At 61.9% G+C, this 22,989-nt stretch carries 23 protein-coding genes; 13 read left to right on the top strand and 10 right to left on the bottom strand.

The features are described 5' to 3' along the window. Nucleotides 1-23 precede the first annotated feature (23 nt). Together REH59_RS20500 and REH59_RS20495 are read right to left on the bottom strand one after the other, a co-directional pair. Nucleotides 24-1,013, bottom strand: a complete 990-nt coding sequence (locus tag REH59_RS20500) for a fimbrial protein (RefSeq protein ID WP_014859529.1) — start codon at nt 1,011-1,013, stop codon at nt 24-26. A 25-nt stretch (nt 1,014-1,038) separates the two neighbouring features. Further along, entirely contained in the window at nt 1,039-1,743 is a 705-nt protein-coding gene (locus REH59_RS20495) for a fimbrial biogenesis chaperone (protein WP_014859530.1), read from the bottom strand. A 197-nt stretch (nt 1,744-1,940) separates the two neighbouring features. On the opposite strand from REH59_RS20495, the gene REH59_RS20490 reads away from it, so the two are divergent. After that, complete coding sequence (locus REH59_RS20490; protein WP_029611775.1) at nt 1,941-2,285, top strand: hypothetical protein; 345 nt, start codon at nt 1,941-1,943, stop codon at nt 2,283-2,285. Nucleotides 2,286-2,413: 128 nt separating this feature from the next. On the opposite strand, the gene REH59_RS20485 is transcribed toward REH59_RS20490, so the two are convergent. Genes REH59_RS20485 through REH59_RS20475 form a run of 3 tightly spaced genes read right to left on the bottom strand, consistent with a single transcriptional unit; the run spans nt 2,414 to nt 4,380 of the window. After that, on the bottom strand, nt 2,414-3,253 hold the full coding sequence (locus REH59_RS20485; RefSeq protein WP_014859531.1) for an oxidoreductase: 840 nt from the start codon (nt 3,251-3,253) through the stop codon (nt 2,414-2,416). 43 nt (nt 3,254-3,296) lie between these two features. Further along, nucleotides 3,297-3,584, bottom strand: coding sequence for a putative quinol monooxygenase (locus tag REH59_RS20480; protein ID WP_014859532.1), 288 nt, complete (start codon nt 3,582-3,584; stop codon nt 3,297-3,299). 31 nt (nt 3,585-3,615) lie between these two features. Continuing rightward, entirely contained in the window at nt 3,616-4,380 is a 765-nt protein-coding gene (locus REH59_RS20475; RefSeq protein WP_014859533.1) for an SDR family NAD(P)-dependent oxidoreductase, read from the bottom strand. A 296-nt stretch (nt 4,381-4,676) separates the two neighbouring features. Between REH59_RS20475 and REH59_RS20470 the strand changes: the two genes are divergently transcribed. Next, the gene (locus REH59_RS20470) at nt 4,677-5,582 is read left to right on the top strand and encodes a LysR family transcriptional regulator (RefSeq protein ID WP_014859534.1); all 906 of its coding nucleotides are present in this window, start codon (nt 4,677-4,679) and stop codon (nt 5,580-5,582) included. Nucleotides 5,583-5,893: 311 nt separating this feature from the next. Here the strand turns inward: REH59_RS20470 and REH59_RS20465 are convergent, their stop codons facing one another. The 3 genes from REH59_RS20465 to REH59_RS20455 form a co-directional block, all read right to left on the bottom strand. After that, entirely contained in the window at nt 5,894-6,799 is a 906-nt protein-coding gene (locus tag REH59_RS20465; RefSeq protein WP_014859535.1) for a helix-turn-helix domain-containing protein, read from the bottom strand. Nucleotides 6,800-7,011: 212 nt separating this feature from the next. Then, nucleotides 7,012-7,266, bottom strand: a complete 255-nt coding sequence (locus REH59_RS20460) for an Atu4866 domain-containing protein (RefSeq protein ID WP_014754027.1) — start codon at nt 7,264-7,266, stop codon at nt 7,012-7,014. Between the two features lie 29 nt (nt 7,267-7,295). Next, nucleotides 7,296-8,033: an SDR family oxidoreductase gene (locus tag REH59_RS20455; protein WP_012053248.1), complete on the bottom strand. Its 738-nt coding sequence runs from the start codon at nt 8,031-8,033 to the stop codon at nt 7,296-7,298. 511 nt (nt 8,034-8,544) lie between these two features. On the opposite strand from REH59_RS20455, the gene REH59_RS20450 reads away from it, so the two are divergent. The 5 genes from REH59_RS20450 (at nt 8,545) to REH59_RS20430 (ending at nt 14,472) form a co-directional block, all read left to right on the top strand. Beyond that, nucleotides 8,545-9,468 (top strand): NADP-dependent oxidoreductase, encoded by a 924-nt coding sequence (locus REH59_RS20450; protein WP_128573908.1) that lies wholly within the window; start codon nt 8,545-8,547, stop codon nt 9,466-9,468. 286 nt (nt 9,469-9,754) lie between these two features. Further along, nucleotides 9,755-10,000, top strand: a complete 246-nt coding sequence (locus REH59_RS20445) for a hypothetical protein (protein ID WP_128573584.1) — start codon at nt 9,755-9,757, stop codon at nt 9,998-10,000. Between the two features lie 135 nt (nt 10,001-10,135). Next, nucleotides 10,136-11,044 (top strand): AraC family transcriptional regulator, encoded by a 909-nt coding sequence (locus REH59_RS20440; RefSeq protein ID WP_014754024.1) that lies wholly within the window; start codon nt 10,136-10,138, stop codon nt 11,042-11,044. A gap of 262 nt (nt 11,045-11,306) precedes the next feature. Further along, nucleotides 11,307-13,343, top strand: coding sequence for an NADPH-dependent 2,4-dienoyl-CoA reductase (locus REH59_RS20435; protein ID WP_014859538.1), 2,037 nt, complete (start codon nt 11,307-11,309; stop codon nt 13,341-13,343). A 235-nt stretch (nt 13,344-13,578) separates the two neighbouring features. Further along, nucleotides 13,579-14,472, top strand: a complete 894-nt coding sequence (locus tag REH59_RS20430) for a 1-aminocyclopropane-1-carboxylate deaminase/D-cysteine desulfhydrase (RefSeq protein WP_014859539.1) — start codon at nt 13,579-13,581, stop codon at nt 14,470-14,472. Here the strand turns inward: REH59_RS20430 and REH59_RS20425 are convergent. Then, entirely contained in the window at nt 14,463-15,008 is a 546-nt protein-coding gene (locus REH59_RS20425; RefSeq protein WP_003247218.1) for a cytochrome b, read from the bottom strand. The two genes, REH59_RS20430 and REH59_RS20425, sit on opposite strands and share 10 nt — an antisense overlap. A 223-nt stretch (nt 15,009-15,231) precedes the next feature. Continuing rightward, nucleotides 15,232-16,254: a DUF1853 family protein gene (locus REH59_RS20420; RefSeq protein WP_128573750.1), complete on the bottom strand. Its 1,023-nt coding sequence runs from the start codon at nt 16,252-16,254 to the stop codon at nt 15,232-15,234. Between REH59_RS20420 and REH59_RS20415 the strand changes: the two genes are divergently transcribed. Genes REH59_RS20415 through pepN form a run of 6 tightly spaced genes read left to right on the top strand, consistent with a single transcriptional unit; the run spans nt 16,253 to nt 22,770 of the window. After that, on the top strand, nt 16,253-17,143 hold the full coding sequence (locus REH59_RS20415) for an NAD(+) kinase (RefSeq protein WP_003247220.1): 891 nt from the start codon (nt 16,253-16,255) through the stop codon (nt 17,141-17,143). The genes REH59_RS20420 and REH59_RS20415 overlap by 2 nt on opposite strands. Beyond that, a complete protein-coding gene (locus tag REH59_RS20410; protein ID WP_010953024.1) occupies nt 17,143-18,114 on the top strand; it encodes a metallophosphoesterase in 972 nt (323 codons plus the stop codon). Before REH59_RS20415 ends, REH59_RS20410 begins: the two co-directional genes overlap by 1 nt. Next, nucleotides 18,111-18,998, top strand: coding sequence for a rhomboid family intramembrane serine protease (locus tag REH59_RS20405; RefSeq protein ID WP_004577424.1), 888 nt, complete (start codon nt 18,111-18,113; stop codon nt 18,996-18,998). The genes REH59_RS20410 and REH59_RS20405 overlap by 4 nt, the downstream gene beginning before the upstream one ends. A gap of 13 nt (nt 18,999-19,011) precedes the next feature. Beyond that, nucleotides 19,012-19,272, top strand: coding sequence for a YeaC family protein (locus REH59_RS20400; protein WP_003247224.1), 261 nt, complete (start codon nt 19,012-19,014; stop codon nt 19,270-19,272). Continuing rightward, nucleotides 19,269-20,099: a DUF2797 domain-containing protein gene (locus tag REH59_RS20395; RefSeq protein ID WP_003247225.1), complete on the top strand. Its 831-nt coding sequence runs from the start codon at nt 19,269-19,271 to the stop codon at nt 20,097-20,099. Before REH59_RS20400 ends, REH59_RS20395 begins: the two co-directional genes overlap by 4 nt. 13 nt (nt 20,100-20,112) lie before the next feature. After that, entirely contained in the window at nt 20,113-22,770 is a 2,658-nt protein-coding gene (gene pepN, locus REH59_RS20390; RefSeq protein WP_014860943.1) for an aminopeptidase N, read from the top strand. Nucleotides 22,771-22,989 lie beyond the last annotated feature (219 nt).

The raw sequence follows: 22,989 nt of genomic DNA, 5'->3' as shown, positions 1-22,989 counted from the left end.
TAAAGGCCGCCTGGCCGAAGGTTTTACTGGTAGTACAGGTCGACCAGCGCCGTGGCTTCGAACGGACCGGAAATGGGCGCCGAGCGCCAGATCAGGTCGGCGCGGAACGGGTTGTGGATCACGCCCGGCGCAGCCAGGTCGGCCAGCTTGAACCAGGTGGCGAAAGGCACCGGCTGGTTGCTGTCCTGCTGGGTCAGGGCGATGCCGACGGAGGTGTTGTTGGCGGGCACCAGCAGCTTGTCGATGATGCTGGCGCTGCCAGCGACCGGGGTGAAGCGGGCGCTGACGGTGTAGGGCGTGTCGCAGGATCTGGTCAGGTCGAGGCTGAAGCTGGCCGAGCTGGCGACCTGGCCGACCTGTGCCGAGCTGGCCAGGGCACGGCGGAAATTGACCACCGAAGGCAAGATGGTCAACTCGGGAGAGCAAGGCACGAAGCGGATGTTGTTCATGCCGGTGACGACATAGTTGAGGTTGCTGTCGGGTTTGGGGTTGAGCATGTACCCGCCGTCCAGCTGGAATACCCGGTATTCGCTGAGCGTGCTGGCTTGTCCGTTGGTTGGCGTTGCGCCGTACTTTTCGATGAACACCGTAAAATTCAGGGTGAAGCGGGCCTTGTACCAGCCTGTACAGTTCGCCCAGTCGCAACCATGAAACGAGTTGTAGCCAGTGGTGACGGCGCCCGAAGTCTGAGTGATTTTCTGCGAGCCGTAGCGAATCCCGACCCGTATGCCCTTGCCTATACTGGCTTTGGCCGGGTTGACATAGAAATAGACATCTTCCTTGATGCCGGTTTCATAGTCGTCGGCGCAGATGACCGGAAGCGAGTGTGGTGCCGACTCCCAGATGATCGTGCCGTCGGGCGCGTCGGCCGGTACCGCCAGTGCAGTGCCCAGTGCCTCCTTGAATACCGTCGCCATGGACGGGTCCAGCTTGCAGGACAGCGCATAGCTGGTGGCGGGGCAGCTGGCGGCGACGAAAAGCAGGCCAAGCAAGTGTTTCCGGATCAGGTTCATGAGTAAGTATCCTGTGGCGGTGTGTTCACGGCAGCGCGATGTGGTGGCGCTTCTGCAGGCCGATATCGGTGAGTTCGCTGAACGCCACGCGACTTTGCGCGGGCAGGGGCGAGGGCGCCTCGAGGGTGAGCGATGCCCCCGGGCGCAGGAGGACGTAGTCCGCAAGCTGGCGCGACTGCCCGGGGCTGTCGAGCTGGAGGTTGACCAGCGAAACATGAAAGGCACTCGGGTTGCTGACTTCGATCAGGCCAGGCTGACGTGCGCGCCATGCCAGGCCCTCGACCGCCTCGCTGGCCGAGCCTGGCAGGCCGGCAGGGCGGTAGAACAGCTTCAGGCGCTGGCGAACGGCGAATTGCAGGGTATTGGCCTGTTCGGGTTTGCGCGGGATCTCGAGGATGTTCAGCCAGAACAGTGACTCCCTGTCCTCGGGCAGCCCCTTGCCGGCGTACAGCACCCGCAGCATGTGCCGGCCGTTGGGCGGTATCAATGCCAACGGTTGGACGATGGCGAAGGGCGCATCGGCGCGTTCGTCGGTACTGCTGACCCAGCTTTGCATGACTGTGTCGAGGTCGCTGCGATTGACCACGCTGATGCTTGCTTCCTTGTTCGAGCCTGGGTAAATGAGGCGTGTGCCCTCGACTTTGAGCTGGCCCCAGGCACCGGACGCCAGGCCCATCAGGACCAGCGCCGCCATGGCTGGGCGCGAGAGGGTATGAAGCAAGCGCGACATGGTCAGGGCAGGGCTCCGGTGAGGGTGACTGGGAAGGACCTGGGCATCCTAGACAGCTGGGCCGCCCCCGGCTTTGAGACGTTTCTTAAATTGCCGCGTGGTTTAAATGCCTGCTTTGTGAACTGCCTCACGCGCGCAGACGGCCCGGTCCCTGCTCATCCGATAGGCTCAAACGTGGGTATCGGGGAGTGGAAACCATGAGCGGCAAGCGATTCGCATTGAGTGTTGCAATGAGTCTGGCCCTGGTCGGTCAGGCCCAGGCAGGCGCCGTCGTCGCCTCGGGCATGCTGCAGTTCACTGGCAGCATCGTCGAGCCGTCCTGCACGACTACCGTGGGCAGTGCCGGTTGGCGCATGGATGACTGTCCGGCGCTGGCGCGTGACAGCGTCATCGGCATTGAGGGCGTGGACGGCCAGGCACTGCCGGCGCTGGCGGTACGCGTCGATCAGGGGGCCACGGTCGACCAGGCCTACAGGCTGGTCGACGGGCGCGGCGAGCCGCTGACCCAAGGCCATTACGTGGTGATCCTGACCTCACCTTGAGGGCGGGCAGCCGCTCGCTCGCGCTTTGGAGAACATCTTCAGCTTCAGCGCTCAACACAACATGAATTGCCGTACAGGCAATCCGCCAGTTCGTTTGGATGGCGGCTCGGGAAGCGAGCCGCTGGTTCTCAACCCTGGGACGCTGGAAAATCGACGCCGCGAGCGGTGGCTTCCCAGACGCTGAACTCCGTACGCATGGCGGACAGCTTGGCCATCGCCACATCGAATGCTCTGTTGCCCAGCAGCAGGCGGTGTGGTGGCTGAGGCGAAGTAACCGCAGTATGAATTGCCGCAGCTGCACGGGCCGGGTCCCCCTCCTGCTTGCCGACCGAAGCGTGGTAGGCACGGCGCGCCTTACCTGCGGTAACCTCGTAATCCGCTATCGGTTCCGACACTTCACCCGATGAGCCTGCCCATTCGGTGCGAAATGCGCTGGGCTCGACCGTCATGACACCGATCCCCAGGGGCTCAAGCTCAGCACGCAAGGTTTCCGATAACCCCTCGACAGCGAACTTGCTCGCGCAGTAGTAGCCCACTGCGGGGAAGCCCGCGAGCCCACCTATGGAGGTCAGGTTCACGATCATGCCCTGACGCCGCTGGCGCATGCCGGGCAGCACTGCCTGGATCATATGGGAGGTGCCGAAGAAATTAACGTCGAACAGGCGGCGCGCCGCCTGCGGGTCTGTTTCCTCGACAGCGGCGAAGTAACCGATACCGGCGTTGTTGATCAGTACATCCACCCTGCCGAATACGCGTTCAGCTTCAGCCACCACGGCCTTGGCCTGTTCGGCATCGGTTACATCCAGTGGCAGTACCAGCGATTGGCCGAGGCTGGCGAGATCCTGCACCTGTTCGGTCTTGCGTGCGGTGACAACCACGCGCTCGCCTTGCTTGAGCAAATGGGCTGCAATGTGGCGGCCAAAACCGGTGGAACAGCCGGTTACCAGCCAGGTGTTCTGTGTACTCATGGGAGGGTCCTCCTGCAAGTGGTCGGGTTCAGTGCTTGATCGTCTAGGCGCGCCGCTCGAACGTATGGACCTCGGGGACCTCGCTGCAGAACGTGTCGAGTTCGGTCATGAAGGCCTGCACATAAGGTGTCTGCAGATGTCCGTCAAAGGCCTCGGACGAGTGCCAGTCCTCGTAAACGAGCCAACCCTCGACCGAGTCGCCCGATTGGTAGATGTCGTAACGGACGCAGCCAGGCTCCTGCCGTGTGGGGCCGACCAGCGCCAACAGGCGCTGGCCGAGGGCACCGCTTTGCCCGGGGCGTGCGGTGAAGAACGCGAGCTTTGTGAGCATGCTATGGGCTCCTTTATGGGTGATAGACCGATCAACCGGCGGTCACGGTCATGCCGCCGTCGGCCATGACAACCGAACCGACCATGAAGCTGGCCCGTTCGGACGCGAGAAACGCGACGAGCTCGGCAATTTCTTCCGGCTGTGCGGCACGGCCGATGGGGGCCGCTTCGCCGTGCTTGGCAAGAAAGCCCGGACCATCTTCGACCACGTCATTGAGGATGTTGGTGACCACGTCGCCGACGCCGATGGCATTGACACGTATACCGTACTCGATGGCTTCGAGTGCCAGCGTACGGGTCAGCTGTGCCAGCGCACCCTTGGAGGCGGTGTACGCCGCGATGGTTGGAAAGGCGAAGTAGGCGGCATAGGAGGCGATATTGACGATTGCGCCGGACTTGTTAGGCATCATTGCCTTGACTGCCTCGCGGCAATGCAGAAAGGCCGCGGTGGTATTAACCGCCTGGATGCGCTCCCAGTCTTCGCGGGTCATGTCGATGACCAGTTTGTTGATGATGATCCCGGCGTTATTCACCAAAATGTCCAGCCGGCCGAACCGCTCGACGGCAAGGCCGACGGCACGTTCTGCAGCGCCATCTTCGCTGATGTCCGCCACCAGTGGGACCAGCCCTGGACGTGCGAGGTCTTCTACGGCAGGGTCGATATCTTCGGCAACGACCTTGGCGCCACGTGCATGCAGCAAAAGCGCAATTGCCTTGCCGATGCCACTGGCGGCGCCGGTGACCAGCGCGACTTTGCCTTCGACTTCATGGGGAATGTTGGGCGTGATAGTAGTCATGATGCTCTCCTGCGTTGTGAGCCGAGGAGACATTCGCCGGCTCTAGCCCGTAAGGGACGGCTTTACTGTCGCGCAACGCGCAGAGAGAGGCTTTCGTAAGCTTGCCGAGGCTGTCGGGATTTTGCGCCGATATGCAGTCCCTCGGTCCGTAAGCGCAAATCATGCTTTGAATCGCAGCCAACCCCGCCATCCAGGAGCGGAGTAAACACAGGGGCACCTGGCTCATCGGGGCTTTGCCCCGCTGGCTTACCTGCAAACCTCAGATAATATGAGCCGGAACGTTCGAGAGAAGAGCAATGATTTCAGACCCGGGTACCCCAACGCTCGATCAACTGCGGGTATTTCTTGCAGTAGTCGATGTCGGCAGTTTTGCTGGAGCAGCGCGCAAGTTGCATCGCGCCACTTCAGTGGTGAGCTACTCCATTGCCAACCTGGAACTGCAGCTGGGCGTCAGCCTTTTTGATCGCAAAACCACCCGTAAGCCGCAATTGACCGACGCCGGCCGGACAGTGCTGGCCGAGGCGCGCACCATCTACAGCAGCATTGACGGGCTGCGCGCCAAGGTTCGCGGTTTGCTGCATGGCCTGGAAGCCGAAGTGCATCTCGTGCTTGACGTAATGTTGCCTCGCGAGCGTATGGTCGATGCGCTGAAAGCCTTCCGAGTAACGTTTCCAACCGTATCCCTACACCTGCATATAGAGGCGCTTGGCGCAGTGACCCAACGGGTGCTCGACCGTGGCGCCACGTTGGGTGTGAGTGGCCCTCTGTCCACAAGCATTGATGGCATTGAACGTATCGGCGTAGGTAAGGTGGCGCTGGTTCCGGTGGCCGCGCCTGACCACCCGTTGGCGCAACCGGGCCCACACCCGCCGGGCTCAGGTCGCGCACATGTCCAACTGGTCCTGACAGATCGCTCACGGCTCACTGAAGATCAGGAATTCGCGGTGGTCGGCACACGCACGTGGCGCCTGGCGGATTTGGGCGCCAAGCACATGCTGCTTCGCGAAGGCATCGGCTGGGGCAACATGCCGATAGACATGGTTCGCGATGACCTGGCCACCGGACGCCTCGTGCAAGTCGAACTGCCCGACTGCTTTGGCGGCGATTACGCGTTCGATGTTATTTACCGCACCGACACGCCTCCCGGCCCGGCCTCGAAATGGCTGATCGAACGGTTTAAGGCTCAGGCCCGATCCTCCTGACCATTCGAAAAAGTCGAACCTGACGCCCGGCGCATCTATGAACAGGAGTATGTGCTCTTCGTGCGTGTCAAGGACGGCAAGCTTGCCTTTATCCGTGAGTACTTCGACCCGGTCCGGGCTGCCGTTGCACTGAATGCGCCGATTCCTGCGTTGGCCAGTTAAGGTGTCGCTCGCGCTTACGCAACGCCGCTGCACGGTTGCCGCTTCGCTGAGCCCCTGGCTGTTCGGCTGGAGGGATTTTGAAGGCACACTGGGCGGTCGGTAACAAAAACCGATGCGTTCGCCGAGCTTCTATACGGCATCATGTTCCCCTATTGGCGGTATTGCGTGGGCGTTACGCCCACCTCGCGTTTGAACACCTGTGAGAAATGGCTGTGACTGCTATACCCAACCTCCAGGCCTACATCGATGATGCTCTGATCGGTCTCGAGGAGAAGCTGCCGGGCCCGAGCCATCCTCAACCTGATGAAGAACTGCAAGGGTGAATATCCGGCGGCTTTTTTGAACATTCGGCTGAAGTGGCATTCACTCATCCCGGCAACCTCGGCCAACTGCCTTAAATTGAAGTCCCTTGCCAGATCGGCTTCCATGGCCGCCAGCACGCGCCGAAACTTGTACGCAGGGAGAGCGTTGCGGCGTGGGCGATCGTCCGCTGAGCTATCCAGGTAATTGCGGGCAAGGTAGACGGCGATGCATTGGGCCAGACCCTGCAAATACAGCGGGCTCGCGCCACGTCCCATGAGTTCCTGCCGAACATGCTCCAGCAGTACCGACAGTCCTTCGTCACGCCCGCCTGACACTTCCCGCAGGCGAACGGCCTCGACAGGCCCGCCCAGTATTTCATGGATGGCTTTTTCCAGGAGCGGGACACCGAGATAGATGTGCATGACTTCAAAGTCGTCTGCGCTGGAGACGTTCCAACGCATCTCATACGGTTGCGCCGAAGTGGTCAAAAAGAAATCGCCTTTAGCAACTTCGCTGGTTTCCCATTGGCCCCCAAGCTCACGTTCCTGTACGGCAGCGTTTCCCGAAATGATCCAGACCAGCAAGGGTTCGGCCACCGCTGGGACGATGAAGTTACCTTCCTCACGTTCCCGGTTGAAAATCTGCACCAAGATGTCCCGGTCGGCCAGCACGTCCGAAGCGGCAATTCGCTTGCCCCGGATGTGTGCCTCCAAACCATGGGCAGAAGTCCGCTCTGTCACATCCAGGGTCATAGTGTCCTCCCTCTTTCTTGGCGAGTACGCAGGATAAAAGCTGCCTCGCTTCCTGGGTGCCGTACGGTCAGGTACAGGTTCAAGGCGGACAGCGCGCGGTGTATTTCACCTGATCTGGTCACGGCAGTGAGAACACACTCTGGACGCAACGGCAGGGCTTTCAGGGTTCAGAGTCACGACAAAGCCGGAATGTCTCCATTCCGGCTTGCGCTTCAACGTTCGGGGTATAAAACCATCCCGGCGTGGTACAACACATTGTTGCGAAACTCACCATCAGCGGTAAATCCAGTGTCATCGACATACTCGATGTGATCACCCTCCAACCAATAGCGGCCCTGGTAAGCACTTGCTTGCCGACCGCGTGCTTCGTCGTAGCGGCCCCCGGGCAAGAGTTCATGGCGGATCCGACCGTCAGCCGTCACCCACATGCCAACGTATGTGTTCTGGTTTCCATATGGCTTGCCCATCTCTGTTCCTCGCTATCGTCAATAGAGCATCAGAATGGACTCGCGGTTGGACGCACGATCAGCTCGCTGACGTCGACATCCGCTGGCTGCTCGACCGCGTAGGCAATCGCACGGGCAATGGCCGCAGCGGGAATCGCGATCTTGCGGAACTCCCTCATCTCCGTGCGTCCGCCTTCATCCGAAATGCTGTCGGCCAGCTCCGATTCGGTAACGCCTGGTGCAATCACCGTGACTCGAATATCACCCCCGACCTCTTGACGCAGACCTTCGGAAATTGCCCGGACGGCATATTTGGTGGCGCAGTACACCGCAGCGGTAGGGCTCACGGCGTAGGCACCAATTGAGGCGATATTGATGATCTGGCCAGCACGCTGCTGTTGCATGAGCGGCAGCGTTGCAGCAATACCGTGTAGTACGCCGCGAATGTTCACGTCGATCATCCGGTTCCACTCATTGACCTTCAACGCTTCCAGTTTCGAGAGTGGCATTACGCCGGCATTGTTGATGAGTACGTCGACGCGACCATGCAATTCGACAGCGAAATCGATGAAGGACTGCATGTCGTCCAGGCTGGTGACGTCCAGTGCCAGCACATCAGCGGTACCGCCTGCTGAACGAATGTCATCGGCCAGGGCTTCAAGGCGGTCGGTACGGCGGGCCCCCAGAACGACGCGAGCGCCTTTGCTGGCGAGCAGGCGGGCTGTGGCTTCGCCGATACCACTGCTGGCGCCTGTAATCACGATGACTTTGTGTTCGATGCCGTGCATTTTTCTCACTCCTGTTCCTGGTTTCAGAGGCACCTGCTGAACGGCAGGTGTTAAGGCAAGAGTAAGAATCCTGGGGGAAACAGCGTTATGTGATTCCTGCGACGGTCATGCACGATCCTGCATGATTGATCTGCGACTTATGTCAGCCCTTTGCCCGATCCTGGACTGTCTGAGGGCTGCACGAACCGGATACAACTTTTCTATTTATTCGAACATAAATGCCGAAACTAACTGGCTATTAAGCAAAGGCGTATGGAGCCACACTCTCACCCGAACTGCTGCAGTCGTACTGGCGTTGTTCAGTGTTCTCACCGCAGCGATTTTCCACAGCGCGCTGGCCGACCAGGCCCAGTTCATCCATTTCTTCAAGAACATCGCGATGGCCGGTGGCTTGCTGCAGACCGTGGCTTTTTTGGTGCAGGCCGCTTCAGCTTGGACGCCCGTCGTCAGTAGTCGAAGTGCAGCGGCACAGAGCATCTGGGGCATCATCACCTTACCAATGGGAAAAACTATGAAAGCTATCCAAGTGGCACAGTACGGTCAGGTTCAGGGGTTGGAACTCAAAGATGTCCCAGATTTGGTGCCCAATGACGACCAGGTTTTAATCAATGTCGCGGGGAGTGGAGTCAACCCGATTGACTGGAAGATCCTCTCAGGGGCAATGAAGCAATTCATCCCATTGTCTTTGCCCTATACGCCGGGGGTCGAGGTTGCCGGTACCGTTGCAGCGGTTGGCAAAAATGTCCAAGGGTTTGTTGTGGGGGATGAGGTATTCGGTTTCATAGGCATAGTCGGTGGCTACGCGACTCAGGCCGTGGCAGCCGCCGACAGGCTTGCGCATAAGCCCGCCGGCCTGCCGCTCCTCCACGCCAGTGGCATTCCTGCTGCAGCGCTTACCGCCTGGCAAGCACTGCATGAACACGCCAACCTACAGTCGGGTCAAACAGTGTTGATTCACGGGGCTGCGGGAGGCGTAGGAAGTTTCGCCGTACAGTTGGCTCGCCTGGCCGGTGCTTATGTAGTGACAACGGCCTCGGCCGGCAACCGAGACTACCTGTATTCACTCGGGGCGCAGCAGGTCATTGACTATACCGCGCAACGGTTCGAAGACGTGGCTGAAGAGATCGATGTTGTTCTCGACCTGGTAGGAGGAGAAACGCAAGACCGTTCCTGGACGATTGTCAAACGAGGAGGTGTACTTGTGTCTACCGTCAGCCCACCCGACCCGCAGAAGGCGCGTGAACACGACGCTGTCGGCAAACATTTCGCTACCCGTTCGGATGGGCGCCAGTTAGCACAGATCGCGCAATTGATTGCTGAGGAGAAGTTGCGCGTCGAGGTTGAGGTGATGCCACTTTCCAAGGTGACCGACGCTATAACGCTGAGCTCAGGGGGGCATACCCGCGGCAAACGTGTCCTGGATGTCAATCGTTGAACAGCGGTTAACTGTATTAGGCTTTTTATGAAAAGCCTAGAAAAGGGATGCCTGCTCCTGGCTGAAGCCTCGTCCCCGAGATGCCTCGCCGCAGGAATGTGCAAAATCATCGCAGGAAACCCATAACGGGTTCATTACCGCCGCCTTAATCTGAGCCCAAGCAGCAAGCGAACCACTGCTGCTGCCGGCCATCAGAGCGACCAAGCCTGGAAGCATACAGGCATCAACGTCACGCTTTGCACTGACAACCGGCAACGAATCCATCGCTAATTTCGGAGTCGCTGTCATGAAAAATGTTAACAAAATGATGATTGGAGTCGCCTTAACTGTTCTGAGCGCAAGTTCGATGGCGCTTCCAGCCAAAGAGCAAGGCAACTGGACCCCTAAACCTTGCAAATACCTGTGTTCACCAATCCTGGTCGAGGACGGTGCAGACCGACTCAATGGCCGTCGGGTTGCCGAGGACGGTGCAGACCGACTCAACGACCGGCGTGTAGCCGAGGACGGTTCGGACCGAGTCATCAATGCCTGATGTGCCTGGGCTGCGCCAAAAGCCCGGAAAAACCGGGCTTTTGGCAGATCAAATGATCCATTCGGCATCTACCCAAATGGATGCGAACCCACCTATCCTCTGCAATCGGGACAGCCGAACGGGGAGGTAACGGTAGTGAGTGATCTGGACGATGAGCTGACACGCCTCAGGGCCGAACTGGCATCAGCGATGCAACGTTTTGCTCCGACATACGGCGTCTATCAAACGGCGATTGATCCGTTGCATTTCATACGCAGCGACACGCCAACAGACGTCATCCATACGGTTCATAAACCGGGATTGTGCATAATTGTACAGGGCCGGAAACAGATCCAGTTGTGGGATGAAAGCTATACCTACGATCAACTGAACTATCTGGTTGTCTCTGTGACACTGCCTCTGGCTGGGCAAGTGACCGAGGCCTCTCCAGAGAGGCCCTACTTCTGCATTCGCCTGGATATCGACCCGGCAGAAATCGCTCAGCTGATTGCCGACGTCAGCCCGATCGGCGTACCCAGCCAGCCATCTCGTCGCGGCCTCTATCTGGACAGGATTGATACCCCATTGCTTGATGCCATGTTGCGACTGGTACGTCTGTTGGATGTGCCCTCCGATATCCCGGCATTGGCTCCGCTGGCCCTCAGGGAAATATTCTACCGGTTGCTCAAAGGCCAGCAGGGCCAGCGATTACATGAGATAGCCATCAACGACAGCCAGACCCACCGGGTGACAAGAGCTATCGAATGGTTGAACAACAACTATGCGCAGCCGCTGCACATCGATGAGTTGGCGAGCTATGTCAATTTGAGTAATTCCACGCTTCACCACCGATTCAAGGCAATCACCGCGATGAGCCCGTTGCAGTACCAGAAACAACTGCGCCTGCAGCACGCACGAAGGTTGATGATTTCAGAAGGGCTGGATGTTTCCACGGCCGGGTTCACGGTGGGCTATGAGAGCCCGTCACAGTTCAGCCGAGAATACAGCCGGATGTTCGGAGCCCCTCCAAGCAAGGACATCGCAAAGATTCGATCGATGGGATGAGTTGCAAGGTGGAACGGGCATGCAAAGAGGCTCCCCCATGCCCCGCAAGCAAGTAAAGGGGGGCAGCGTAGGGGTATTGATACCGGTCGGGCCTATGCGTCAGCCCTCAGCAGTCTCGCTGTGCGCCAGGATCAATAACTTGTCAGTTTCGATCATTGAGCCCTTTCAAACGGCTGTTTAATGTCGCTGACAGACAAACGACGGGGCCCGCCACCCAGTGAGGTGCCCGCAATCCGTGATCACGCCATCAGGGGACCTTTCCATGGCCGCCGACCGCTACCCGCACCTGCTTGCCCCGCTGGACCTGGGCTTTACCACCTTGCGCAATCGCACCCTGATGGGCTCGATGCACACCGGCCTCGAAGAGCGCCCCGGCGGCTTCGAGCGCATGGCCGCGTACTTTGCCGAGCGCGCCCGGGGCGGCGTTGGCCTGATGGTCACGGGCGGCATTGCGCCCAATGATGAAGGCGGGGTGTATTCCGGTGCGGCAAAGCTCAGCACCGAGGAAGAGGCCGACAAGCACCGCATCGTCACCGAGGCGGTGCACGCTGCCGGTGGCAAGATCTGCCTGCAGATCCTGCATGCCGGGCGCTACGCCTACAGCCCACGCCAGGTGGCACCTAGCGCGATTCAGGCGCCGATCAACCCGTTCAAGCCCAAGGCGCTGGACGAGGAGGGTATCGAGAAGCAGATTGCCGACTTCGTCAATTGTGCCGTGCTGGCCCAGCGTGCCGGTTACGACGGTGTCGAGATCATGGGTTCGGAAGGCTACTTCATCAACCAGTTCCTGGCCGCCCACACCAACCACCGCACCGACCGCTGGGGCGGCAGTTATGAAAACCGCATGCGCCTGGCAGTGGAAATCGTCAGCCGGGTGCGTGGCGCGGTAGGGCCGAACTTCATCATCATCTTCCGCCTGTCGATGCTCGACCTGGTCGAGGGTGGCAGCACCTGGGACGAGATCGAGCTGCTGGCCAAGGCCATCGAGCAGGCCGGCGCTACCTTGATCAACACCGGAATCGGTTGGCACGAGGCGCGTATTCCGACCATCGCCACCAAAGTGCCGCGTGCGGCCTTCAGCAAAGTCACCGCCAAGTTGCGGGGCGTGGTGAGCATTCCGCTGATCACCACCAACCGCATCAACACCCCGGAGGTGGCCGAGGCGGTGCTGGCCGAGGGCGATGCGGACATGGTCTCGATGGCCCGACCGTTTCTCGCCGACCCGGACTTCGTCAACAAGGCCGCTGCCGGTCGCGCGGATGAAATCAACACCTGCATCGGCTGCAACCAGGCCTGCCTGGACCACACCTTCGGCGGCAAACTGACCAGCTGCCTGGTCAACCCGCGTGCCTGCCACGAGACCGAACTCAACTACTTGCCTGTACGTACGGTGAAGCGCATTGCCGTGGTCGGCGCCGGCCCGGCTGGCCTGGCCGCGGCCACCGTGGCGGCCGAGCGGGGCCACGGGGTGACCCTGTTTGACGCCGCCAGCGAGATCGGTGGCCAGTTCAACGTGGCCAAGCGGGTGCCGGGCAAGGAAGAATTCTTCGAAACGCTGCGTTACTTCCGCAACAAGGTCAAAAGCACGGGCGTCGACCTGCGCCTGAATACCCGTGTGGATGTGCAGGCACTGGTGGGCGGCGGCTTTGATGAAATCATCCTGGCTACCGGCATCGCCCCGCGTACCCCGGCCATTGCGGGCGTGGAGCACGCCAAGGTGCTCAGCTACCTGGACGTGCTGCTCGAGCGCAAGCCTGTGGGCAAGTCGGTGGCCGTGATTGGCGCGGGAGGTATCGGCTTCGATGTGTCCGAGTACCTGGTACATGAGGGCGTGGCCACCAGCCAGGACCGAGCGGCATTCTGGAAAGAGTGGGGCATCGATACCCACCTTCAGGCGCGAGGTGGTGTGGCCGGGATCAAGGCCGAGCCGCATGCCCCGGCGCGGCAGGTGTACCTGTTGCAGCGCAAGAAATCCAAGGTGGGTGACGGGCTCGGCAAGACGACCGGCTGGATTCACCGCACCGGGTTGAAGAACAAGGGGGTGCAGATGCTCAACAGCGTCGAGTATCTGGCTATCGACGATGCCGGCCTGCACATTCGTGTGGACGGCGGCGAGCCGCAGGTGCTGGCGGTGGATAACGTGGTGATCTGTGCCGGGCAAGATCCGCTGCGCGAGCTGCAGGAAGGGCTGGCGGCGGCGGGGCAGTCGGTGCACCTGATTGGTGGCGCGGATGTGGCGGCCGAGCTGGATGCCAAGCGGGCGATCAACCAAGGCTCGCGGTTGGCGGCTGAGCTCTGAGGTCGTCGGGGCTGCGTGAACCCGTCACCTGCACGTGTGGGAGCGGGCATGCCCGCGAAACAGGTGACGCGGTGGATGGCACCGGCTTTGCCGGTGTTCGCGGGTGAACCCGCTCCTACGACGGCCTGTGCCGGGGCATCGATGCCTGTGTCGAGCCACCCTGGCACTGTGATGCCTCGGCGGGGCGAGTCATCGATTACAAGCGCTTGCGGGATTACCCTGTAAACTGCGATCCATGCATGTATTCGACCTCCCCCCAGCACCGCTGCAATTTCTGAACTTGCCCTGGCTGGAACAAGCCCAGGTCCAGGCCGCCATTCTGCGCCTGGACCTGATCGACCCGCTGATCAGCGGCAACAAGTGGTTCAAGCTACGCCACCACCTGCAACAGGCCGGCGCCAGCCATGCTCCAGGCCTGATCAGCCTTGGCGGCAACCATTCCAACCACCTGCACGCCTTGGCCGCTGCCGGCAAGCGTTTCGGCTTCGCCACCGTCGGCCTGTTACGCGGCCATGCCCAGGACACGCCAACCGTGCGTGACCTGCAGGCGCTGGGCATGGAACTGCATTGGCTAGGCTACGGCGGCTACCGTGCGCGCAACGAGCCAGGCTTTTGGGCTTCCTGGCAGGTGCGCTATCCAGGCTGGCACTGCATCCCCGAAGGGGGCGGCGGGCTGGCCGGTGCGCAGGGCTGCGCGCTGATCATGCAGCAGGCGCGCGCGCAAATCTCGGCCTTGGGGTGGTCAGACTACGACGCCTGGTGGTTGGCTGCCGGAACGGGGACTACCTTGGCCGGCCTGGTAATGGCGGAGGCAGGGGCGCATGCCGTGCACGGCGCCTTGGCCGTACCCAGGGATCATGGGGTGCCGGAGACGGTGGCAGCACTGGCCGGCACGCACGGCTACCAGCTACACGACGCCTGCCGTGGCGGTTTCGGAAAATTCGACGATGCGCTACTGACGTTCATCGCCGACTGCGAGCAGCACACTGACGTGCCGCTCGAAGCCCTCTATACCGGCAAGGCTCTGCTGGCCTTGCGTGATCAGGTCGCTGCCGGGCTGTTCAAGCCCGGCAGCCGCCTGATCTTCGTGCACACAGGCGGCCTGCAGGGGCGACGCGGTTACTTGTAAGGCAGCATGCGCAACAGCGTGTTGTCGCGCTGCACATAGTGATGGTAAAGCCCGGCCAGTGCATGCAGGCCGATCAGCCAGTAGCCCCAGCTGCCAATACGCTCATGCCAGCCTTTAATGAACTTGGCCTGGTCCGGGTTCGGGCCGATCAGATGTGGCAGCTCCAGGCCAAAGAACGGCACCGGTTTGTCGGCGGCGCTGAGGATCAGCCAGCCGGCCAGCGGCAGGCCGATCATCATCAGGTACAGTGCCAGGTGCATCAGGTGCGCCAGGCCAGTCTGCCAGGCCGGTGGTTTTGGCACGATGGGCGGCGTCGGGCGGCTCAGGCGCATGGCCAGACGCAGCCAGACCAGCACGAACACGCTGAGCCCGAGCATGAAGTGCAGGTCCTTCATCAGGTTGCGTTCGACGCTGTCCTTGGGGAACAGGCCACGCAGTTCGATGAGTGCATAGACAGCGGCCAGCAGCACCAGCATCAGCCAATGCAGGGCGATGGACAGGCGCGCGTAATGGGTCGCGGGGTTGGATGAAACCATGATCGGTCCTCGTCATCAGGTCGGAAAGGCGCTCTTGCTGGCGCTCAGGCACCATTGTAATGGTTGCCAGAAACGAATCTTTGCGCTGGGTCTGTGAAAATTGTGTTGCCAGCCACCGGCCTCTTCGCGGGCCCGCCCGCTCCCACAGGGACTGCACAGTCTTTGAAGCCGTGCAGTCCCTGTGGGAGCGGGCGGGCCCGCGAAGGGGCCGGAACAGGCGACATCAGTTACCGGGCAGATACGGCCAGTCATCAGCCACCAGAAACACCCGCTCTGCCTCCTGCCAGGCACCCTCGGCATCAGGCACCAGTCGTACCAGCAAGTGCGCCGGTGCCTGCCGCTCCAGCACATGCAGCCACGCCGCAAACTGCTCCGCCTGCCAGCACTCACCTGACGCCACCCTAGCCGGTGCCAGCCAGGCATGCCGCTGCAGCGGCTGCCAGCGCTCGCCCTCGGCCATCACCCAGTCCCGCCGACGAAGCCAGCGCCCACGCAAATGTTGCGGGTTGGCGCCCTCCGGCGCCTCGGCATGCCCAGGCCGTTGATAGAACAGGTAACCACCCAGCCACATTTGCGCCTGCACCTGCTCCACCCCTAGCTGGGCCAGCGCCTGACGGCTGTGCGCCCCCTTGGACATGGGCAATTGGTGCCCCGCCAGGTGCGCAAGCTTGGTCCCCAGCCGGTCATGGCAACCTGGCCCCAGCCAGGCATGGGGATCGTGCCCGGCGCCTTCCGGGCCCAGGTACAGCTTGATCGCCAGTTCCAGGTGGTGCACGCCGTCGCAGTCGCGCAACACCACGTCGAGCTCACCCAAGGTGCGCCCGCCGTCGCGAATCGCCAGGTTGGCGGCCAGCAGCTCGATGCCTGGCGCCTGGCCCAGGGCAAATTGCCACAGGCGTTCGTAGTAATGCCCCAGGCGCCGGCTGCCCAATTGCGCCAGCCACTCGCGCAACGGTCGCTCATCGGCATCCAGGGCCCGCAACCATTGTTCAAGGCGTTGTGGCTGCTGCGCCCACAGGCTGCCCGCCAGCGGGTGTCGCTGGGGGCAGGGCGGGGCGCTGAGCAGGGGCGGCGACAACAGGGCCCATGCCAGGTCACGCACGGTAGAGTGCTGCAGTTGTCGGGGCAGGTCGTGAAGCTGGGCGAATGGCGTCATCCTGCGAGCATAGCCGGTTTGCCGCTGCCCGGTGGTTTCGCCCATAATCGGCGCATCGTCACCCGCCGCAGAGCCTCGCAGGAGCCCCATGGAGCAATTTCGCAATATCGGTATCATCGGTCGCCTTGGCAGCTCGCAGGTGCTCGACACCATTCGCCGACTGAAAAAATTCCTCCTCGATCGCCACCTGCACGTGATCCTCGAGGACACCATTGCCGAAGTGCTGCCCGGCCATGGCTTGCAGACGTCCACCCGCAAGCTGCTGGGCGAGGTCTGCGACCTGGTTATCGTGGTCGGCGGCGACGGCAGCCTGCTGGGCGCTGCCCGCGCGCTGGCCCGGCACAACATTCCGGTGCTGGGTATCAACCGTGGCAACCTGGGTTTTCTCACCGACATCCGCCCCGACGAGCTGGAACAGAAGGTCGCCGAAGTGCTCGACGGCCACTACCTGGTAGAAAACCGTTTCCTGCTGCAGGCCGAGGTGCGTCGCCACCATGAGGCCATCGGCCAGGGCGATGCGCTGAACGACGTGGTGCTGCACCCAGGCAAGTCCACGCGCATGATCGAGTTCGAGATCTACATCGACGGCCAGTTCGTCTGCAGCCAGAAGGCCGACGGCCTGATCGTCGCCACCCCCACCGGCTCCACCGCCTATGCGCTGTCGGCCGGTGGCCCGATCATGCACCCCAAGCTCGATGCCATCGTCATCGTGCCGATGTACCCGCACACCTTGTCGGGTCGGCCGATCGTGGTTGACGGCAACAGCGAGCTGAAGATCGTGGTGTCCAAGGACCTGCAGATCTACCCGCAGGTGTCCTGTGACGGCCAGAACCACTTCACGTGCGCCCCCGGCGACACCATCACGGTCAGCAAAAAGCCGCAAAAGCTGCGCCTGATCCACCCGCTGGACCACAATTACTACGAGGTCTGCCGCACCAAACTGGGTTGGGGCAGCCGCCTGGGGAGCAGTGACGACTGATGCTCGATCCGGCGCGAAGTTTTGACATCATCGGCGACGTGCACGGCTGTGCACTGACCCTTGAACGCCTGCTCGACGCCCTCGGATACAAGCGCGTGGCTGGTGTGTGGCGCCACCCGCGACGTCAGGCGCTGTTCCTTGGCGACATCGTCGACCGCGGGCCACGCATTCGTGAGGCGCTGCACATCGTCCACGACATGGTCGAAGCCGGCCAGGCGTTCTGCATCATGGGCAACCACGAATACAATGCCCTGGGCTGGGTCACCCCGGCGCTGCCTGGCAGCGGCAAGGCCTATGTCCGCGAACACACGCCGCGGCATGCCCGGCTGATCGACGAAACCCTGACCCAGTTTGCCCAACACCCCGGCGATTGGCACGATTTCGTCAACTGGTTCTACCAGCTGCCGTTGTTCATCGACGCCGGACGCTTCCGTCTGGTGCACGCCTGCTGGGACCCGCGGCTGATCGAGCCGCTGCGCCAGCAATACCCCGACGGCCGCATCGATGAACACTTCATCCAGGCCTCGGCGGTCAGTGGCAGTTTTGCCGACACAGTGTGCAACCGCCTGTTGCGCGGTACCGACATGCGCCTGCCGGACGGGCTGACGCTGACCGGCGGCGACGGCCTGACCCGCGCGTTCTTCCGCACCAAGTTCTGGGAAGAAGACCCGAAAACCTACGGTGACATCGTGTTCCAGCCCGATGCCCTGCCCGAGGAAGTGGCCAGCACCCCGCTCAGCCACAGCCAGAAGAACGCCTTGCTGCGCTATGACGAAGACCAGCCGATGCTGTTCGTCGGGCATTACTGGCGCAGCGGCCGTCCGGCACCGATCCGCGCCAACCTGGCCTGCCTGGACTACAGCGCCGTGCTCTACGGCAAGCTGGTCGCCTACCGGCTGGATGATGAAACCCGTATCGACCCACACAAGTTCGTCTGGGTCGACGTCGACCGCCCACAGGCCAACCAATGAACATAATCGAAGTGATGCGCCTGCCGCTGTCGGTCGACCTCAGCGGCTTCGTCCACCTGTTGCAACGCCTGCAGGTGCCGCACCGGGTCAGCGAGGAGGGTGATGCCCAGGTCCTCTGGGCCCCCGACACCCTGGCCGAAGATGTGCTGCAGCTTTACCAGCGCTACCCCGACGGCAACGCCGACCTGCCGGCCAGCGCCGACCCTGTAGGGGCGGGTTCACCCGCGAATGCCCCCACACAGCCTTCTCTGGCAGCCCAGGCCAAGGCCTGCAAAATCACCACCCTCACCCTGCTGCTGTGCTTCATCGTCGCCGGCCTTACGGGGCTTGGTGACAACTTCACCACCATCAGCTGGTTCACCTTCCTCGACTTCCGTGTCCAGGGCGACTACCTGTACTTCACCTCGCTGGCGCAAACCCTGGATGAAGGCCAGTGGTGGCGCCTGGTATCACCCATGCTGCTGCATTTCGGCGTGCTGCACCTGGCCATGAACAGCCTGTGGTACTGGGAGCTGGGCAAACGCATCGAACTGCGCCAGGGCCCGTGGGCGTTGCTGGGCCTGACCCTGCTGTTCAGCCTGGTGTCCAACCTGGCCCAGCACTACACCAGTGGGCCGAGCTTGTTTGGTGGTCTGTCTGGCGTGCTATACGGCCTGCTCGGGCATATCTGGCTGTACCAGTGGCTGGCGCCTGACCGTTACTTCAACCTGCCCAAGGGCGTGCTGGTGATGATGCTGATCTGGCTGGTGGTATGCCTGACCGGCGTGGTCGGCACGCTCGGCCTTGGCCAGATCGCCAATGCCGCCCACGTCGGCGGGCTGCTCATCGGATGCCTGACCGGGCTCTTGGGTGGGGCGCTGGCCCGGCGTAAACTGTCGGCTTGAATCAGGAGACACTATGTCCACTTTCGCGCAAATGATTGAAAACATTACCCCGGAAATCTACCAGAGCCTGAAACTGGCCGTGGAAATCGGCAAATGGTCCGATGGCCGCAAGCTCACCGCCGAGCAGAAAGAGCTGTCGCTGCAGGCGGTCATCGCCTGGGAGATGAAGAACCTGCCTGAAGACCAGCGCACCGGCTACATGGGCCCTCAGGAATGCGCGTCGAAGTCCGCGCCCATCGCCAACATTCTGTTCAAGTCGGACTCGGTACATTGATCGAACTCGCACGTGGCTCGTTGAGCAAGATGGCGGTGAGCCTGCAGGCACCGGTGGTGCAGTACAGCTTCCGCCTGGATGACACGCAGGTGCCGGTCAACCCCATGATCGGCCAGCGCCTGCGCCTGGAATACCTCGGCGCCATTCATTGCAGCCATTGCGGCAAGCGCACCAAGACCAGCTTCAGCCAGGGTTACTGCTACCCGTGCATGACCAAGCTGGCCCAGTGCGATGTGTGCATCATGGCCCCGGAAAAATGCCACTACGACGCCGGCACCTGCCGGGAGCCGTCGTGGGGCGAGCAGTTCTGCATGACCGACCACGTCGTCTACCTGGCCAATTCGTCGGGGATCAAGGTCGGCATCACCCGTGCCACCCAGCTGCCCACCCGCTGGCTCGACCAGGGCGCCAGCCAGGCGTTGCCGATCATGCGCGTGGCCACCCGGCAGCAATCGGGCCTGGTTGAAGACGTGCTGCGCAGCCAGGTGCCGGACCGTACCAACTGGCGCGCGCTGCTCAAGGGCGATGCCGAGGTGCTCGACCTGCCGGCCATCCGGGAGCAGGTCTTCGAAGCCTGCGCCGACGGCCTGCGCGAACTGCAGGGGCGCTTTGGCCTGCAGGCGATCCAGCCGCTGCCGGACGCCGAAGTGGTGCAGATGAACTACCCGGTCGAGGCGTACCCGAAGAAGATTGTCAGCTTCAATCTCGACAAGGACCCGGTGGCCGAGGGCACGCTGCTGGGCATCAAGGGCCAGTACCTGATCTTCGACACCGGTGTGATCAATATTCGCAAGTACACGGCCTACCAGTTGGCCGTGCTCCAGTAAAAAGGACCTGCACATGCGTACCGAACAACCGCAAGTGATCTACCTCAAGGATTACCAGGCGCCGGAGTACCTGATCGACGAGACGCACCTGACCTTCGAGCTGTTCGAGGACCACACGCTGGTTCACGCGCAACTGGTCATGCGCCGCAACCCGGCACGCGGTGCCGGCCTGCCGCCACTGGAACTCGATGGCCAGCAGCTGGAACTGCTGCGCGCCTCCCTGGATGACCAGGAACTGCAGTCAGGCGACTACCGGCTCGACGCCGACAGCCTGACCGTGCAGCCCAAGGCCGAGCGCTTCACCCTCGATACCAGCGTGAAGATCCACCCGGAAAGCAACACCGCCCTGGAAGGCCTGTACAAGTCGGGCAAGATGTTCTGCACCCAGTGCGAGGCCGAGGGCTTCCGCAAGATCACTTACTACCTCGACCGCCCGGACGTGATGAGCACCTTCACCACCACGGTCATCGCCGAGCAGCATCGCTACCCGGTCTTGCTGTCGAACGGCAACCCGATCGGCAGCGGGCCGGCCGAAGACGGCCGCCACTGGGCGACCTGGGAAGACCCGTTCATGAAGCCGGCCTACCTGTTCGCCTTGGTCGCCGGTGACCTGTGGTGCGTTGAAGACAGCTTCACCCGCCAGTCCGGCCGTGAGGTGACCCTGCGCATCTACGTCGAGCCCGAGAACATCGACAAGTGTGACCACGCCATGGTCAGCCTGAAAAAGTCCATGCGCTGGGACGAAGAAGTCTATGGCCGCGAGTACGACCTGGACATTTTCATGATTGTTGCGGTCAATGACTTCAACATGGGCGCCATGGAAAACAAGGGCCTGAACATCTTCAACTCCAGCTGTGTGCTGGCCCGCGCCGAAACCGCCACCGATGCTGCGCACCAGCGCGTCGAAGGGGTGGTCGCTCACGAGTACTTCCACAACTGGTCGGGCAACCGTGTCACCTGCCGTGACTGGTTCCAGCTGTCGCTGAAGGAAGGCTTCACGGTGTTCCGCGATGCCGAGTTCAGTGCCGACATGAACTCGCGCACGGTCAAGCGCATCGAAGACGTCGCCTACCTGCGCACCCACCAGTTCGCCGAAGACGCCGGCCCCATGGCCCACCCGGTGCGCCCGGACAGCTTCATCGAAATCTCCAACTTCTACACCCTGACCGTCTACGAGAAGGGCGCCGAAGTGGTGCGCATGGTCCGTACCCTGTTGGGTACCGAAGGCTTCCGTAAAGGCAGCGACCTGTACTTTGAACGTCACGATGGCCAGGCGGTAACCACCGACGACTTCATCAAGGCCATGGAAGACGCCAACGGCGTCGACTTTACCCAGTTCAAGCGCTGGTACAGCCAGGCGGGTACCCCGCGTCTGGAGGTCAGCGAGGCGTATGACGCCGCCGCGCAGACCTACAGCCTGACGTTCCGCCAGAGCTGCCCGCAGACCCCGGACAAGGCCGAGAAACTGCCGTTCGTGATCCCGGTGGAGCTGGGCCTGCTGGATGCCGCCGGCAACGATCTGCCGCTGCAGTTGGCGGGCGAAGAGGCCGCTCAAGGGACCAGCCGCGTGCTGTCGGTGACCGAGGCCGAGCAAACCTTCACCTTCCAGGGCATTCAGGCCAAGCCGCTGCCGTCGCTGCTGCGTGGCTTCAGCGCCCCGGTGAAGCTGAGCTTCCCGTATGACCGCGACCAGCTGATGTTCCTGATGCAGCACGACAGCGACGGCTTCAACCGCTGGGAAGCGGGCCAGCAGCTGTCGGTGCAGGTACTGCAGGAACTGATCGGCCAGCATCAACGCGGTGAAGCCCTGAAGCTCGACCAGCGCCTGATCACCGCTCTGGGCACTGTGCTGGGCAACGAATCGCTGGACCCTGCCATGGTGGCCGAAATGCTCTCGCTGCCAGGTGAGGCGTACCTTACCGAGATCAGCCAGGTGGCCGACGTCGACGCCATCCACGCCGCCCGCGAGTTCGCACGCCAGCAGATCGCCGAACACCTGTTCGACGCCCTGTGGGCGCGTTACCAGGCCAACCGTGAAGTGTCGCGCAGCACTGCCTACGTGGCCTCGGCCGAGCACTTTGCCCGCCGCAGCCTGCAGAACATTGCGCTGTCGTACCTGATGCAGAGTGGCAAGCAACAGGTGCTGGACGCGACCCTGGAGCAGTTCGAGCACTGCGACAACATGACCGAGCGCCTTACCGCGCTGGCGGTACTGGTCAACTCGCCGTTCGAGGCCGAGCGCGCCAAAGCGCTGGAGGCGTTTGCCGAGCACTTCAAGGACAACCCGCTGGTCATGGACCAATGGTTCAGCGTGCAGGCGGCCAGCACGCTGCCGGGTGGGCTGGCGCGGGTCAAGGCATTGATGCAGCACCCGGCCTTCACCCTGAAGAACCCGAACAAGGTGCGTGCGCTGATCGGTGCCTTTGCCGGGCAGAATCTGGTCAACTTCCATGCTGCCGATGGCTCCGGGTATCGCTTCCTGGCGGACCTGGTGATCGAGCTGAATGCGCTGAATCCGCAGATTGCCTCGCGGCAACTGGCGCCGCTGACCCGCTGGCGTAAGTATGACGATGCGCGTCAGGCGCTGATGAAGGGTGAGCTGGAGCGGATTCTGGCTTCGGGTGAGTTGTCCAGTGATGTGTATGAGGTTGTGAGCAAGAGTCTGGCGTAATTGTTGTGAATTGGGGCTGCTTTGCAGCCCTTCGCGGGTGAACCCGCTCCTACAGGGGGGCGTAACCTTGTTGGAGCGGGTTTACCCGCGAAGGGCCGCCCAGCGGCCCCCGGCTTTCCCCTGCCGACAACAAAACATAACACCCCGCCCGTTGTCTTCCCGCAAACATCCCCGCTACGATCCCCTCAAGCGATTGCAGGCCTCTAGATCAGGCTTTTT

Source organism: Pseudomonas sp. BO3-4 (assembly GCF_034044115.1).
Lineage (GTDB): Bacteria > Pseudomonadota > Gammaproteobacteria > Pseudomonadales > Pseudomonadaceae > Aquipseudomonas > Aquipseudomonas alloputida.
The sequence above is the reverse complement of the archived record's forward strand: the minus strand, read 5'-3'. Positions and strand labels throughout refer to the sequence as shown.

Bases quoted from the DNA above. Each gene is read 5' to 3' on its own strand.
- REH59_RS20490 (WP_029611775.1), top strand. From the start codon at position 1,941: ATGAGCGGCAAGCGATTCGCATTGAGTGTTGCAATGAGTCTGGCCCTG.
- REH59_RS20475 (WP_014859533.1), bottom strand. From the start codon at position 4,380: ATGACTACTATCACGCCCAACATTCCCCATGAAGTCGAAGGCAAAGTC.
- REH59_RS20415 (WP_003247220.1), top strand. From the start codon at position 16,253: ATGGAGCAATTTCGCAATATCGGTATCATCGGTCGCCTTGGCAGCTCG.
- REH59_RS20410 (WP_010953024.1), top strand. From the start codon at position 17,143: ATGCTCGATCCGGCGCGAAGTTTTGACATCATCGGCGACGTGCACGGC.
- REH59_RS20455 (WP_012053248.1), bottom strand. From the start codon at position 8,033: ATGCACGGCATCGAACACAAAGTCATCGTGATTACAGGCGCCAGCAGT.
- REH59_RS20460 (WP_014754027.1), bottom strand. From the start codon at position 7,266: ATGGGCAAGCCATATGGAAACCAGAACACATACGTTGGCATGTGGGTG.
- REH59_RS20465 (WP_014859535.1), bottom strand. From the start codon at position 6,799: ATGACCCTGGATGTGACAGAGCGGACTTCTGCCCATGGTTTGGAGGCA.
- REH59_RS20435 (WP_014859538.1), top strand. From the start codon at position 11,307: ATGGCCGCCGACCGCTACCCGCACCTGCTTGCCCCGCTGGACCTGGGC.
- REH59_RS20400 (WP_003247224.1), top strand. From the start codon at position 19,012: ATGTCCACTTTCGCGCAAATGATTGAAAACATTACCCCGGAAATCTAC.
- REH59_RS20495 (WP_014859530.1), bottom strand. From the start codon at position 1,743: ATGTCGCGCTTGCTTCATACCCTCTCGCGCCCAGCCATGGCGGCGCTG.
- REH59_RS20420 (WP_128573750.1), bottom strand. From the start codon at position 16,254: ATGGGGCTCCTGCGAGGCTCTGCGGCGGGTGACGATGCGCCGATTATG.
- REH59_RS20500 (WP_014859529.1), bottom strand. From the start codon at position 1,013: ATGAACCTGATCCGGAAACACTTGCTTGGCCTGCTTTTCGTCGCCGCC.
- REH59_RS20430 (WP_014859539.1), top strand. From the start codon at position 13,579: ATGCATGTATTCGACCTCCCCCCAGCACCGCTGCAATTTCTGAACTTG.
- pepN (WP_014860943.1), top strand. From the start codon at position 20,113: ATGCGTACCGAACAACCGCAAGTGATCTACCTCAAGGATTACCAGGCG.
- REH59_RS20470 (WP_014859534.1), top strand. From the start codon at position 4,677: ATGATTTCAGACCCGGGTACCCCAACGCTCGATCAACTGCGGGTATTT.
- REH59_RS20405 (WP_004577424.1), top strand. From the start codon at position 18,111: ATGAACATAATCGAAGTGATGCGCCTGCCGCTGTCGGTCGACCTCAGC.
- REH59_RS20450 (WP_128573908.1), top strand. From the start codon at position 8,545: ATGAAAGCTATCCAAGTGGCACAGTACGGTCAGGTTCAGGGGTTGGAA.
- REH59_RS20485 (WP_014859531.1), bottom strand. From the start codon at position 3,253: ATGAGTACACAGAACACCTGGCTGGTAACCGGCTGTTCCACCGGTTTT.
- REH59_RS20480 (WP_014859532.1), bottom strand. From the start codon at position 3,584: ATGCTCACAAAGCTCGCGTTCTTCACCGCACGCCCCGGGCAAAGCGGT.
- REH59_RS20425 (WP_003247218.1), bottom strand. From the start codon at position 15,008: ATGGTTTCATCCAACCCCGCGACCCATTACGCGCGCCTGTCCATCGCC.
- REH59_RS20445 (WP_128573584.1), top strand. From the start codon at position 9,755: ATGAAAAATGTTAACAAAATGATGATTGGAGTCGCCTTAACTGTTCTG.